Below are 14,590 nucleotides of genomic sequence, written 5' to 3' on the forward strand. Positions count from 1 at the left end.
GCAGATTAGGCGATTTTGACCAACGTACGGCCCTGAATCTGGTTGTTAATGATTTTGTCGGCGAAGCGCGGTGCGTCTTCCAGCGCTATCTCCGTCGCACTCTGCGCAAAGAACGATTCCGGCAGGTCGACAACCAGACGCTTCCAGGCTTCAGCGCGCCGCGCCGCTGGCGTCATGACCGAGTCGACGCCCTGAAGACGGACATTGCGCAGAATAAACGGCATGACGGTAGTCGGCAGGGCAAAACCGCCCGCCAGGCCGCAGGCCGCAACGCAGCCACCGTAGTTCATCTGCGCCAGCACTTTCGCCAGCACTTTGTCGCCAACCGTATCCACGGCACCGGCCCAAATCTGTTTTTCCAGCGGACGGGTTTCGGCAAATTCATCGCGGCTCAGAATACGGTTTGCGCCGAGCGCGCGCAGATAGTCGTGAGTGCTTTCTCGCCCGGAAACCGCCGTCACCTGGTAACCCAGCTTGTGCAGCAGGGCGATCGCGGTGCTGCCTACGCCGCCGCTGGCGCCGGTCACCACGATTTCCCCGTCGTCAGGACGCACGCCCGCGTCTTCTAACGCCATGACGCAGAGCATGGCGGTAAAGCCCGCAGTACCGATGATCATCGCCTTACGCCCATCAAGACCTGCTGGCAGCGGCACCAGCCAGTCGCCGTTGACGCGTGCGCGCTCGGACAGCCCGCCCCAGTGGTTTTCGCCCACGCCCCAACCGGTCAGCAGAACCGGCTGACCCGGGGTATAGCGCGCGTCGTCGCTGGCGTGCACCGTACCGGCGAAGTCGATACCCGGCACCATCGGGAAGTTACGGATAATCTTCCCTTTGCCGGTAATGGCCAGCGCGTCTTTGTAGTTCAGGCTGGACCACTGGATATCCACGGTGACGTTACCCTGCGGCAGCAGACTGTCGTCAACGGCCTTCACTGCGGCGATGGTTTTGCCATCCTGCTGATCTAAGATGAGTGCCTGCATAACCCTTTCCTTACTTACATGGACTGATAGTGAAAAAATTAACCCGGGACTATACTCGCTTATCATAATTTGATGCCGATTTGGCGCAATAAATTGCCAGATCCGCCAGGTTTGGTAGTATGCCGACCTGGTTTGATATGTTAGTGCTTACTTCTTGTAAGACACGGATGCTGGCACCCGACCTGCTGTCGGGAGACGAATAACCCGCGGAGTTAACTCAGGGATGCGATTAACGACGAAGTTCTCAGCCTTTTTTACGCTCTTAACCGGGCTTACCATCTTTGTGACGTTAATCGGCTCCTCGCTGAGTTTCTATAACGGCATACAGTATAAGATAGCCAGCCGCGTTCAGGCTGTCGCGACGGTTCTGGATAACCGTCTGGTCAGCACCTCATTTGATAAGCTGGATAATCAGCTTGATGAAATCATGGTGCCGCTCGACATCGTGCATATCGACTTTACTCTCAACGGTAAATCGCTGTTCAGCCATACGCGCAGCAGTAGCTATTTGCCGATGGGCAGCCATTATCAGTTCCGCGAAATGTCCGTGCCATCGCTTAAACATCCGGGAATGACGATTCATCTGGTCTATCAGGACCCGATGGCCAACTATTTCCGTTCGCTGATGACGACCGCACCGCTGACGATCACCATTGCCTTTATGGTGCTGGTGGTGTTTATCGCCGTGCGCTGGCTGCGTCGCCAGCTGGCCGGCGAAGAGCTGCTGGAACAGCGAGCGACGCGCATCCTCAACGGCGAACGCGGCGCGAAGGTAAAAGGCAGCATTCATGAATGGCCGGCGCGCACCAGTTCGGCGCTGGATATGCTGCTGTCGGATCTGCAGTTCGCCAGCGATCAGCGCAGCCGCCTGGATACGCTGATCCGTTCCTACGCCGCGCAGGATGCGAAAACCGGTCTAAGCAATCGCCTGTTCTTTGATAACCAACTGGCCACGCTGCTGGATGACCAGGAAAACGTCGGCTCGCATGGCATCGTGATGATGATTCGCCTGCCAGATTTTGATTTCCTGCGCGATAACTGGGGCCGCGCAGCAGCGGAAGAGCATGTCTTTACGCTCATCAATCTGCTTTCTACCTTTATAATGCGCTACCCCGGCGCGTTGCTGGCGCGCTACCGCCGCAGCGACTTTACGGTGCTGTTGCCGCATCGCACGTTGAAAGAGGCGGACAGCATCGCCGGGCAGTTGCTGAAGGCGATAGACGGTCTGCCGTTGGCCAAAATTCTCGACCGTGACGATATGATGCATATCGGTATTTGCGCCTGGCGCAGCGGACAAACCACCGAACAGGTGATGGAGCACGCTGAAGCCGCGGTGCGTAATGCGGTGCTGCAAGGCAGCAACAGCTGGGCTATCTATGATGATTCGCTGCCGGAAAAAGGCCGTGGCAACGTGCGCTGGCGTACGCTCATCGAGCAGATGCTCAGCCGCGGCGGCCCGCGTATCTATCAAAAACCGGCCGTCATGCGTGACGGTAGCGTGCATCACCGTGAGCTGATGTGTCGCATTTTTGACGGCAAAGAGGAAGTGATTGCCGCCGAGTATATGCCGATGGTGCTGGAGTTTGGTTTAGGTGAAGAGTACGACCGCCAACAGATTACCCGTCTGGTTCCTTTCCTGGGATTCTGGCCTGAAGAAAATCTGGCCATTCAGGTCACGGTTGAGTCGCTGATTCGCCCGCGCTTTCAACGCTGGCTCCGTGATGTATTAATGCAGTGCGAAAAATCGCATCGCCGACGGATTATTTTTGAACTTGCTGAGGTAGATGTCTGTCAACATATGACGCGTCTTCAGCCCGTCGTCCGTTTATTGCATGCTTTAGGCGTTCGGGTTGCCGTTACCCAAGCGGGTTTAGCGCTTGTCAGCACCACCTGGATTAAACAGCTTGAGATTGAACTGATTAAGCTCGATCCGGTGCTGGTGCGGAATATTGAAAAGCGCAGCCAAAACCAACTGCTGGTACAAAGCCTGGTCGAGGCCTGCAAGGGCACTTCTATCCAGGTGTTTGCCGCCGGCGTCCGCAGCCGCGGCGAGTGGCAGGTTTTAACGGAATGCGGAGTTTTCGGCGGCCAGGGCGATTTTTTTGCTGCTTCACAGCCACTTGACGCAAATGTGAAAAAATATTCGCAAAGATATTCGGTTTGACCTGCTGTTTAACGTGTTTATCACGTAGAATAACGCGCGCGGTTTTTTCTGGGGGTGTGCATGTCTGCTCGCCGGAAAAAAAGACGCACCATGCATGTGAGGTCCTTTGACAGGTACAAATCCAGGAAGGAGCGGCAGTGAGTCTCCCTGCACTGAAGGAGTCAGGTTGGATTTGTAACAAAGGTAACGAACTGCACTAATTTTCACCGTTGCAGATGATTTTTGCGCCTTGTCGCTGCTGCGTGTGGTTGGTAAAGTAAGCGGATTTTGTTTTCCGCCCCAGCTTTCAGGATTATCCCTTAGTATGTTGAAAAAATTTCGTGGCATGTTTTCCAATGACCTGTCCATTGACCTGGGTACCGCGAATACCCTGATTTACGTAAAAGGACAAGGCATCGTATTGAATGAGCCTTCCGTGGTCGCCATTCGTCAGGATCGTGCCGGTTCACCGAAAAGCGTGGCCGCCGTAGGTCATGACGCTAAACAGATGCTGGGCCGTACGCCGGGCAACATCGCGGCCATTCGTCCGATGAAAGACGGCGTTATCGCTGACTTCTTCGTGACCGAGAAAATGCTCCAGCACTTCATCAAACAGGTTCACAGCAACAGCTTTATGCGCCCGAGCCCGCGCGTGCTGGTTTGTGTGCCGGTTGGCGCAACCCAGGTTGAACGCCGCGCAATCCGTGAATCCGCTCAGGGCGCTGGCGCCCGTGAAGTCTTCCTGATTGAAGAACCGATGGCTGCGGCAATCGGTGCGGGTCTGCCGGTTTCTGAAGCAACCGGTTCTATGGTTGTGGATATCGGTGGTGGTACTACCGAAGTCGCCGTTATCTCTCTGAACGGCGTGGTTTACTCTTCCTCTGTCCGTATCGGCGGCGACCGCTTCGACGAAGCGATCATCAACTACGTTCGTCGTAACTACGGCTCTCTGATCGGTGAAGCGACCGCAGAACGTATCAAGCACGAAATCGGCTCCGCTTACCCGGGTGACGAAGTGCGTGAAATCGAAGTCCGTGGCCGTAACCTGGCAGAAGGTGTTCCGCGTGGCTTCACGCTGAACTCCAATGAAATTCTTGAAGCGCTGCAGGAACCGCTGACCGGTATCGTAAGCGCCGTGATGGTTGCACTGGAACAGTGCCCGCCAGAACTGGCTTCCGACATCTCCGAACGCGGTATGGTGCTGACCGGCGGCGGCGCGCTGCTGCGCAACCTCGATCGCCTGCTGATGGAAGAAACCGGTATTCCAGTTGTCGTTGCTGAAGATCCGCTGACCTGCGTAGCGCGCGGCGGCGGCAAGGCGCTGGAAATGATCGACATGCACGGCGGCGATTTGTTTAGCGAAGAGTAGTCAGCATGAGGTTCAGGGTAGCCAGCAGGCTACCCTTAATTTCACTGACACGAGAATACGCATAGCCTATGAAGCCCATTTTTAGCCGTGGCCCGTCGCTGCAGATTCGCCTTATTCTGGCGGTGCTGGTGGCGCTGGGTGTCATTATCGCCGACAGCCGCCTGGGTATGTTCAGTCAAATCCGAACATACATGGATACTGCCGTCAGTCCTTTCTATTTTGTTTCTAATGGTCCCCGTGAACTGCTCGATAGCGTCTCGCAAACGCTGGCATCACGCGACCAGCTCGAGCTTGAAAACCGCGCATTACGTCAGGAGCTGCTGCTGAAAAACAGCGACCTGCTGATGCTGGGTCAGTACAAACAGGAAAATGCCCGTTTACGCGAACTGTTAGGTTCACCGCTGCGCCAGGACGAACAAAAAATGGTGACGCAGGTGATCTCAACGGTTAACGATCCGTACAGCGATCAGGTTGTTATCGATAAAGGCACCGTCAACGGCGTCTATGAAGGCCAGCCGGTCATCAGCGACAAAGGCGTTGTGGGTCAGGTTGTCGCTGTGGCAAAACTGACCAGCCGCGTGCTGCTGATTTGCGATGCAACCCACGCGTTGCCGATTCAGGTGCTGCGTAACGATATCCGCGTGATTGCCGCCGGTAACGGCTGCACCGACGATTTACAGCTGGAGCATCTGCCGGCCAACACCGACATTCGCGTCGGCGATGTGCTGGTTACCTCCGGTCTGGGCGGCCGATTCCCGGAAGGGTATCCGGTCGGCGTTGTCTCGTCGGTTAAGCTGGACACTCAGCGTGCCTATACCGTTATTCAAGCGCGCCCAACGGCGGGCCTGCAGCGTCTGCGCTATCTGCTGCTGCTGTGGGGCGCCGATCGGAATGGCACTAACCCGATGACCCCGGAAGAGGTACATCGCGTTGCTAACGAACGCCTGATGCAGATGATGCCGCAGGTGCTGCCGTCGCCGGAAGCGATGGGGCCACAGCTGCCTGCGCCAGCAACCGGCATGACCGCCCCCTCTGCGGATACGCCGCCACCTCAGCTCCCCTCAGGAGGGCAATAGTGGCAAGTTACCGTAGCCAGGGACGCTGGGTAATCTGGCTCTCGTTTCTTATCGCACTGTTGCTACAAGTTATGCCCTGGCCGGATGACCTCACGGTTTTCCGGCCGAACTGGGTCCTGCTTATTCTGCTTTACTGGTCGCTGGCGCTACCGCACCGGGTGAATGTGGGCACGGGCTTCGTGATGGGTGCCATACTGGATCTGATCAGTGGTTCAACGCTCGGCGTGCGCGCGCTGTCGTTGAGCATTGTGGCGTATCTGGTGGCGCTAAAGTATCAGCTGTTCCGCAACCTGGCGCTCTGGCAGCAGGCGCTGGTCGTTATGCTACTCTCGCTCGCGACGGATATTATTGTTTTCTGGGCAGAGTTTTTAGTGATCAACGTCTCTTTCCGACCTGAAGTGTTCTGGAGTAGTGTAGTAAACGGCGTGCTTTGGCCATGGATATTTCTACTGATGCGTAAAGTTCGTCAGCAATTTGCCGTTCAATAAGGTCGTTATGGTATCTCTCTATCTTGCTTCAGGTTCCCCGCGTCGCCAGGAACTGCTTACTCAGCTTGGCATCTCGTTTGAGAAAGTGGTTCCGGGTATTGAAGAAGTGCGCCGTCCTCATGAGGAGGCTCAGCACTACGTGGCGCGGCTGGCGCGAGAAAAAGCGCAGGCGGGCGTTGCCCTCGTGTGTAAGGATCGCCCGGTTCTGGGGGCGGATACCATTGTTATCCTTAACGGTGAAGTGCTGGAGAAACCGCGCGATGAAGCACATGCAGCCGCTATGCTGCGTATGCTCTCAGGGAATACCCATCAGGTGATGACCGCCGTTGCGCTGGCTGACCGCCAGCACACGCTCGACTGTCTGGTGGTCACCGAGGTGACCTTCCGGACGCTCTCTGATGATGATATCGCAGCGTATGTTGCGAGCGGAGAACCTTTAGATAAAGCAGGTGCATACGGTATTCAAGGGTTGGGTGGCTGTTTCGTCAGGAAGATCAATGGCAGCTATCACGCCGTAGTCGGCTTACCGCTGGTGGAAACGTATGAGTTGCTGAGTAACTTTAACTCGCTACGTGAAAAAAGGGATAAACATGACGGCTGAATTATTAGTTAACGTGACGCCATCGGAGACGCGGGTGGCGTATATCGACGGCGGCATTTTGCAGGAAATTCATATTGAGCGTGAAGCGCGACGCGGAATAGTAGGCAATATCTACAAAGGTCGTGTCAGTCGGGTCTTGCCGGGTATGCAGGCGGCTTTTGTAGATATTGGTCTGGATAAGGCGGCGTTCCTTCACGCCTCCGATATCATGCCGCACACCGAATGTGTCGCCGGCGAAGAACAAAAACAATTCACCGTGCGCGACATCTCCGAGCTGGTACGCCAGGGCCAGGATCTGATGGTGCAGGTGGTAAAAGATCCGCTGGGCACCAAAGGCGCGCGTCTGACCACTGACATTACCTTACCCTCCCGCTATCTGGTGTTTATGCCGGGTGCCTCGCACGTCGGCGTGTCGCAGCGTATTGAAAGCGAAGCCGAACGCGAGCGCCTAAAGAAGGTGGTGGCCGAATACTGCGATGAGCAGGGCGGCTTTATTATTCGTACGGCGGCAGAAGGCGTGTGTGAAGAGGACTTAGCCTCAGATGCCGCCTACCTTAAACGCGTCTGGACCAAAGTGATGGAGCGCAAAAAGCGCCCGCAGACCCGCTACCAGATGTACGGTGAACTGGCGCTGGCGCAGCGTGTGCTGCGCGACTTTGCTGACGCCCAACTGGATAAAATTCGCGTTGACTCGCGTTTGACCTACGAAGCGTTAATGGAATTTACGGCTGAATATATGCCTGAAATGACCAATAAGCTTGAGCACTACAGCGGTCGCCAGCCTATCTTTGATCTCTTCGATGTTGAGAATGAAATCCAGCGTGCGCTGGAGCGTAAAGTAGAACTCAAGTCAGGTGGCTATCTGGTTATCGACCAGACCGAGGCCATGACCACCGTCGACATTAATACCGGAGCCTTCGTTGGCCACCGTAATCTCGATGACACCATCTTCAATACCAACATTGAAGCGACCCAGGCGATTGCTCGCCAGCTGCGCCTGCGTAACCTCGGCGGGATTATCATCATCGATTTTATCGATATGAATAACGAAGACCACCGTCGTCGCGTGCTGCATTCGCTGGAGCAGGCGCTGAGCAAAGACCGCGTCAAAACCAGCGTCAACGGTTTCTCGCCGCTCGGATTGGTTGAGATGACCCGCAAGCGCACCCGCGAAAGCGTTGAGCATGTGCTGTGCACGGAATGCCCGACCTGTCACGGTCGCGGTACGGTGAAGACGGTCGAAACGGTGTGCTACGAAATCATGCGTGAAATTGTGCGCGTGCATCATGCCTACGACTCTGATCGTTTCCTGGTCTATGCTTCTCCATCTGTGGCGGAAACGCTGAAGGGCGAAGAGTCCCATGCGCTGGCGGAAGTCGAAATATTTGTCGGCAAGCAGGTAAAAGTACAGATTGAACCGCTCTATAACCCGGAGCAGTTCGATGTGGTCATGATGTAATAACGCAGCCTGCTGCAACCCAAGGAGAGATGCGTGAGGCGATTGCCGGGGATACTACTGCTCACCGTTGCTACACTGATTGTCATTGTCGCGCTGCTGGTGAGCGGCCTGCGTCTTGCCTTGCCGCATCTGGACCAATGGCGCCCGACGCTGCTGGCGAAAATTGAAGCCGCCACCGGGCTGCCCGTCTCTGCTTCACAAATTCAGGCCAACTGGCAGACCTTCGGTCCGACGCTTGAGGTTCGTGACATCAAGGCCGGGCTGAACGACGGCGGCGAACTCTCCATTAAACGTGCCTCGATGGCGCTGGATGTCTGGCAGAGCCTGCTGCACCTGCGCTGGCAATTTCGCGAGCTGACCTTCTGGCAGCTGCAGGTCCGCACCAATACCCCGCTGCAGAATAACGACGGCGACGGTGGCCTTAAGGGCGACCGTATCAGCGATCTGTTTCTGCGCCAGTTTGATCATTTTACCCTGCGCGATAGCCACCTTAGCTTCCTGACTCTCTCCGGCCAGCGCGCCGAGCTGGCGGTTCCGCAGCTGACGTGGGTGAACGATAAAAATCGTCACCGTGCCGAAGGCGAACTGAGCCTGTCCAGCCTCACCGGCCAGCACGGGGTGATGAAGGTTCGCATGGATCTGCGCGACGAAAATGGCCTGCTGAACAAAGGGCGGCTGTGGCTGCAGGCCGACGATATCGACGTGAAGCCGTGGCTGGGCCAGTGGATGCAGGACAATATCGCGCTGACCAGCGCCCGCTTTAGCCTTGAGGGCTGGGCGTCGGTGGACAAGGGCGAGATCGCCAGCGGCGACGTGTGGCTGAAAAAGGGCGGCGCCAGCTGGCAGGGCGACGCGCAGACGCATCGGCTGTCGGTGGATAACCTCACCGCGCATCTGTCGCGGGAAAAGGAAGGCTGGGAGCTGCGGATCCCTGATACTCGCATCACCATCGACGATACGCCGTGGCCGCGCGGCGCGCTGGCGCTGGCGTGGATTCCCGCGCAGGAAGTGGGCGGCAAGGATCATCAGCGTAGCGATGAACTGCGCATTCGTGCCAGCCATTTGTCGTTGGCCGGGCTTAATGGCCTGTTGCCGATCGCCGCCAGGATCTCGCCGGACGTCGCCGATATCTGGCACACCGCGCAGCCGACGGGGATGATTGATGCGCTGGCTGTCGATATCCCGCTTCAGGACGCCGGAAAAACGCGCTTTAACGCGAGCTGGGATGGGCTGGCGTGGAAGCAATGGAAACTTCTGCCCGGCGCTGAACATGTCTCCGGCAGCGTGGCCGGGAGCGTCGAGAACGGCACGCTGCGCGTGGCGATGCAAAAAGCGCTGATGCCCTACGAGCACGTTTTCCGTGCGCCGCTGGAAATTGCGGACGGTACGGCGACCCTGAACTGGGTCAATGACGATCGCGGCTTTATGCTGGACGGGCGCAATATCGACGTGCAGGCGACCGGCGTGCGCGCGGCGGGCGGCTTCCGCTACCTGCAGCCGAAAGACGATCAGCCCTGGCTGGGGATTCTTGCCGGTATCAGCACCGACGACGGTGGCCAGGCATGGCGCTATTTCCCGGAAAACCTGATGGGTACCAAGCTGGTCGACTACCTGAGCGGCGCCATTAAAGCCGGAAAGGCGGAAAACGCGACGCTGGTGTACGGCGGTAATCCGCATCTGTTCCCCTATAAGCACAACGAGGGCCAGTTCCAGGTCTACGTTCCGCTGCATGACGCGACCTTTGCCTTCCAGCCTGACTGGCCGGCGTTGACCAACCTCAATATTGAGCTCAACTTTATCAACGATGGCCTGTGGATGAAGGCCGACAAAGCGGCGCTCGGCGGCGTGATGGCCAGCAATCTTGAGGCGGCCATTCCGGACTATGAGAAAGAAAAGCTGCTGATTGATGCTGATATCAATGGTCCGGGTAAGGCGGTTGGCCCGTATTTCCAGGATACCCCGCTGCACGATTCGCTGGCGGCGGCGCTTGAGGAGCTGCAGATAGATGGTGATGTAAGCGCTCGCTTACATCTTGATATCCCGCTCGACGGCGAGCTGGTCACCGCGAAAGGCAAAGTCGCGCTCAATAACAACAGTCTGTTTATCAAGCCGCTGGACAGCACGCTGCACAACCTGAAAGGCGCGTTCAGCTTTGAGAACGGTAACCTCACCAGCGAGCCGTTGACCGCAACCTGGTTTAATCAGCCGCTTAAAGTTGATTTTACGACCACCGAAGGCGCCAAAGCCTATCAGGTGGGCGTCAATATGCAGGCCGACTGGCAGCCGGCAAAAACCGGGGTACTGCCGCGGCAGCTTAACGATGCGCTGAAGGGCAGCGTACCGTGGAAAGGCAACGTTGCCATTGAGCTACCGTATCATAGTGGTGCCACCTACAAGGTGGGTATCACCGGCGACCTGCAAAATATGAGCAGTAGCTTACCGCCTCCGGCGGATAAAGCAGCGGGTCAGGCGCTGCCGCTGAAGATTAACGTCGACGGGAATCTACGCAGTTTCGATCTGACCGGCAGCGTTGGCCCTGGCAATCATATCAACAGCCGCTGGCGGTTGGGCAATAAGCTGGCGCTGGAGAGCGCCATTCTGACGTCGGATAGCCGTACAGTGCCGCCGTTGCCGCAAACTCCGGGGATTGAGCTGAACCTGCCACCGATGGACGGCGCGCAGTGGCTGGCGCTGTTCCAGCACGGCGCGGCGGACAGCGTGAGTTCGGCCGCTGCTTTCCCGGAAAGCGTGACGCTGCGTACGCCATCGCTCACCTTTGCTGGCCAGCAGTGGAATAACCTGAGCCTGGTCTCCAGGCCAACGGCTGAAGGCAAACAGGTTGAAGCGCAGGGGCGTGAAATTAACGCCAGCCTGACCATGAAAAACGGCGCGCCGTGGCAGGCCGCGGTGCGCTATCTCTACTACAACCCATCGGCTAACCCGCTGGCGCAGACGGCTGGTGTATCTACCACGGGTAGCGCAAGCGCCGCGAGCCAGATTGATTTCCACGGCTGGCCGGATCTCCAGCTGCGCTGTGCGGAATGCTGGCTGTGGGGGCAGAAATACGGGCGTATCGACGGTGATTTCAGCGTAAAAGGCGATACGCTATCGCTGGCAAACGGCCTGATCGATACCGGCTTCGGGCGCCTGACCGCCGACGGCTTATGGGTGAATGCGCCCGCCGAGCAGCGTACCTCGCTGAAGGGGAAAATCCATGGCAAAAACGTTGATGATGCCGTCGCTTTCTTCGGCGTGTCTACGCCAATTCGCGACGCCGCCGTTGATGTCGACTACGATTTACATTGGCGCGATAAACCGTGGCAGCCTGATGTCGCTTCGCTGAATGGTATTCTTAAGACACACCTCAGCAAGGGCCAGTTTACCGATATTTCTACCGGCCATGCCGGGCAGCTGCTGCGCCTGCTGAGCGTAGATGCGCTGCTGCGCAAGCTGCGCTTTGACTTTAGCGACACCTTCAGCGAAGGTTTTTACTTTGACTCCATCCGCAGCACCGCCTGGATTAAAGACGGGGTGCTGAACACCGACGATACGCTGGTGGACGGTCTGGAGGCCGATATCGCCATGAAAGGTTCGGTTAACCTGGTGCGCCGCGAGCTGAATATGGAAGCGATCGTCGCGCCGGAAATCTCGGCGACGGTCGGCGTTGCGACCGCCTTCGCGGTGAACCCGATTATCGGCGCAGCGGTGTTTGCCGCGACGAAAGTGCTGGGACCGCTGTGGAACAAGGTGTCGATCCTGCGCTACCGCATCACCGGTCCAATCGACAAGCCGCAAATTAACGAAGTGCTGCGCCAGGCGCGCAGCGATAAAAAGCCATGATTTGACGCAAGCCTCAAATTGCCTCAATCTCATACGACAAACACCCGGAATACAGGCCCGCCGTGCGTCAGGCAAGCGGGCATTAACGAGTAGCGAAATAATGAGTCTAAACCTGGTAAGTGAACAATTGCTGGCGGCGAACGGCCTGAATCATCAGGATCTGTTTGCCATTCTTGGTCAACTCACGGAGCGTCGGCTGGACTATGGCGATCTCTATTTTCAGTCCAGCTATCACGAATCCTGGGTTTTAGAAGACCGCATCATCAAAGACGGCTCTTATAATATCGATCAGGGCGTCGGCGTCCGTGCCGTTAGCGGCGAGAAAACGGGCTTTGCCTATGCTGACCAGATAAGCCTGCTGGCGCTGGAACAGAGCGCACAGGCTGCGCGGACTATTGTGCGCGACGCGGGCGATGGCAAAGTGCAGACGCTCGGCGCGGTAGAACATCCTGCGCTCTATACCTCTCTCGATCCGCTGCAGAGTATGACCCGTGAAGAGAAGCTGGATATTTTGCGCCGCGTGGACAGCGTTGCGCGTGCGGCGGATTCGCGCGTGCAGGAAGTGACAGCCAGCCTGACCGGCGTCTATGAGCTGATTCTGGTGGCCTCCACCGACGGCACGCTGGCGGCGGATGTGCGCCCGCTGGTGCGTCTGTCTGTTAGCGTGCAGGTCGAAGAAGAGGGTAAGCGCGAGCGCGGTGCCAGCGGCGGCGGCGGTCGTTTTGGCTATGACTACTTCCTTGCCGATCTCGACGGTGAGGTGCGCGCCGATGCGTGGGCGAAAGAAGCCGTACGTATGGCGCTGGTCAACCTGTCTGCGGTGGCTGCGCCTGCGGGAACCCTGCCGGTTGTTCTGGGGGCGGGCTGGCCGGGCGTGCTGCTGCACGAAGCGGTAGGGCACGGGCTGGAAGGCGACTTTAACCGTCGCGGAACGTCGGTCTTCAGCGGTCAGATGGGTCAACTGGTGGCTTCCGAGCTGTGTACTATCGTTGATGACGGCACCCTTGGCGATCGCCGTGGTTCTGTGGCAATCGATGATGAAGGTACGCCGGGTCAGTACAACGTGCTGATCGAAAACGGTATTCTGAAAGGCTATATGCAGGATAAGCTCAATGCGCGCCTGATGGGCGTCGCGCCAACCGGTAACGGCCGTCGTGAATCCTATGCGCACCTGCCAATGCCGCGCATGACCAATACCTATATGCTGGCCGGGAAATCGACGCCGCAGGAAATTATTGAATCCGTGGAGTACGGCCTGTATGCGCCTAACTTTGGCGGCGGCCAGGTCGATATCACCTCCGGTAAGTTTGTGTTCTCGACCTCGGAAGCCTACCTGATTGAAAACGGTAAGGTGACCAAGCCGGTGAAAGGGGCAACGCTGATTGGCTCCGGTATTGAAACCATGCAGCAGGTGTCGATGGTCGGTAACGATCTGAAGCTGGATAACGGCGTGGGCGTCTGCGGTAAAGAAGGCCAGAGCCTGCCGGTGGGCGTCGGCCAGCCGACGCTGAAGGTCGATAATTTAACGGTGGGCGGTACCGCCTGATCTGAAAAAATGCACCTCCTTGTGAGGTGCATTGAGACGGATGACAACGTCCGAAATGCCCGATGGCGCAACGCTTATCGGGCCTATCGCTATTCTTTACTTCTCCCCCGCATTCCCTGGAACAGTCTCGCCACTTCCACAAAATAGTCGGTCAGATAGTTAATACAGACCTGCACCTTCAGCGGCAGCTTGTCCTTTTCGGTATACAGCGCATATACCGGGCGAGGATCGGACTGATAGCGTGGGAATAAGATCTCCAGCTCGCCGCTGTTGATCTCATTGATCGCCCACATCAGCGGCACGTAGGCAATGCCGGCACCGGCAACCAGCCAGCGTGAGATGGTCATCGGATCGTTGGTGACAAACCGACCTTGTGGCAGCAGCTTGGTGGATATCCCTTCGGGCGCTATCAGCTCAAATTCGTTATCCGGACGGACGCTATATTCCAGCCATGAATGGTTGCTCAGGTCGGCCGGTTTTTCGGGCACGCCATACTGTGCGAGGTATTTTTTTGACGCACAGACCACCATCGGCATCGCGCCGAGGCGGCGCGAGAAGAGGCTGGAATCCTGCAGCGCCCCCACGCGGATCACCACGTCCAGGCCATCGGCAATCAGGTCCGGTGCGGGGATCCCTGTCACCAGGTTCACGGTCAGGCCAGGGTACTCTTTCAACATATCGGCGGTGATCCTGGCGAGAACATTTTGTGCCATAGTTGAAGAGCAGCCGACGCGCAGCGTACCGATCGGCGTATTGTTAAAAGCGTAAAGCTGCTCGTGAACGTCCTGGACTTCGAACAGCATACGCCGGCAGCCCTGGTAGTAAATTTTACCGGCTTCGGTGAGGCCAATGCTCCGCGTGCTGCGGTTAAGCAGCTTGACCTGGAGCTCATCTTCCAGTTTAGAGACAGTCTGGCTGATGGAAGATACGCTCATTTGTAGCTGCCGGGCCGCGGCGGTAAAGGAGCCTTGCTCGACAACCTTGGCAAATACCGACATCCGTTTTAGTCGTTCCATTGTTCACTCTGGCTTAAAAGTGATTTGCATCACACTATGTAGATAAGGCTATAACAGTTACGTTAATATACT

10 protein-coding genes are annotated in these 14,590 nt (G+C 57.2%); 8 read left to right on the forward strand and 2 right to left on the reverse strand.

Features of this window, described 5'->3' with window-relative positions; all coding sequences use genetic code 11:
- Positions 1-5 precede the first annotated feature (5 nt).
- The gene (locus tag H7R58_RS02700; RefSeq protein WP_182929938.1) at positions 6-980 is read right to left on the reverse strand and encodes an acrylyl-CoA reductase (NADPH); all 975 of its coding nucleotides are present in this window, start codon (positions 978-980) and stop codon (positions 6-8) included.
- Positions 981-1,203: 223 nt separating this feature from the next.
- On the opposite strand from H7R58_RS02700, the gene csrD reads away from it, so the two are divergent.
- From csrD to tldD, 8 genes are all read left to right on the forward strand, one after another.
- Positions 1,204-3,144 (forward strand): RNase E specificity factor CsrD, encoded by a 1,941-nt coding sequence (csrD, locus tag H7R58_RS02705; RefSeq protein WP_106927333.1) that lies wholly within the window; start codon positions 1,204-1,206, stop codon positions 3,142-3,144.
- Positions 3,145-3,448: 304 nt separating this feature from the next.
- Positions 3,449-4,492 carry a rod shape-determining protein MreB gene (gene mreB / locus H7R58_RS02710; RefSeq protein WP_000913396.1) on the forward strand — a complete coding sequence of 348 codons (1,044 nt, stop codon included), beginning with the start codon at positions 3,449-3,451 and terminating at the stop codon, positions 4,490-4,492.
- Positions 4,493-4,560: 68 nt separating this feature from the next.
- On the forward strand, positions 4,561-5,568 hold the full coding sequence (gene mreC, locus H7R58_RS02715) for a rod shape-determining protein MreC (protein ID WP_182929939.1): 1,008 nt from the start codon (positions 4,561-4,563) through the stop codon (positions 5,566-5,568).
- Positions 5,568-6,056 (forward strand): rod shape-determining protein MreD, encoded by a 489-nt coding sequence (mreD, locus tag H7R58_RS02720; RefSeq protein WP_064541739.1) that lies wholly within the window; start codon positions 5,568-5,570, stop codon positions 6,054-6,056. Before mreC ends, mreD begins: the two co-directional genes overlap by 1 nt.
- 7 nt (positions 6,057-6,063) lie before the next feature.
- Entirely contained in the window at positions 6,064-6,657 is a 594-nt protein-coding gene (locus H7R58_RS02725; RefSeq protein ID WP_182934586.1) for a Maf family protein, read from the forward strand.
- Positions 6,647-8,116 (forward strand): ribonuclease G, encoded by a 1,470-nt coding sequence (rng, locus tag H7R58_RS02730; protein WP_182929940.1) that lies wholly within the window; start codon positions 6,647-6,649, stop codon positions 8,114-8,116. Before H7R58_RS02725 ends, rng begins: the two co-directional genes overlap by 11 nt.
- 33 nt (positions 8,117-8,149) lie before the next feature.
- The gene (gene yhdP, locus H7R58_RS02735; RefSeq protein WP_182929941.1) at positions 8,150-11,956 is read left to right on the forward strand and encodes an AsmA2 domain-containing protein YhdP; all 3,807 of its coding nucleotides are present in this window, start codon (positions 8,150-8,152) and stop codon (positions 11,954-11,956) included.
- Between the two features lie 100 nt (positions 11,957-12,056).
- Positions 12,057-13,502, forward strand: coding sequence for a metalloprotease TldD (tldD, locus tag H7R58_RS02740; RefSeq protein WP_182929942.1), 1,446 nt, complete (start codon positions 12,057-12,059; stop codon positions 13,500-13,502).
- An 89-nt stretch (positions 13,503-13,591) separates the two neighbouring features.
- On the opposite strand, the gene aaeR is transcribed toward tldD, so the two are convergent.
- Positions 13,592-14,518, reverse strand: coding sequence for an HTH-type transcriptional activator AaeR (gene aaeR / locus H7R58_RS02745; RefSeq protein ID WP_106927323.1), 927 nt, complete (start codon positions 14,516-14,518; stop codon positions 13,592-13,594).
- Positions 14,519-14,590 lie beyond the last annotated feature (72 nt).

Source organism: Klebsiella sp. WP4-W18-ESBL-05, from assembly GCF_014169075.1.
Classification (GTDB): Bacteria; Pseudomonadota; Gammaproteobacteria; order Enterobacterales; family Enterobacteriaceae; genus Kluyvera; species Kluyvera ascorbata_B.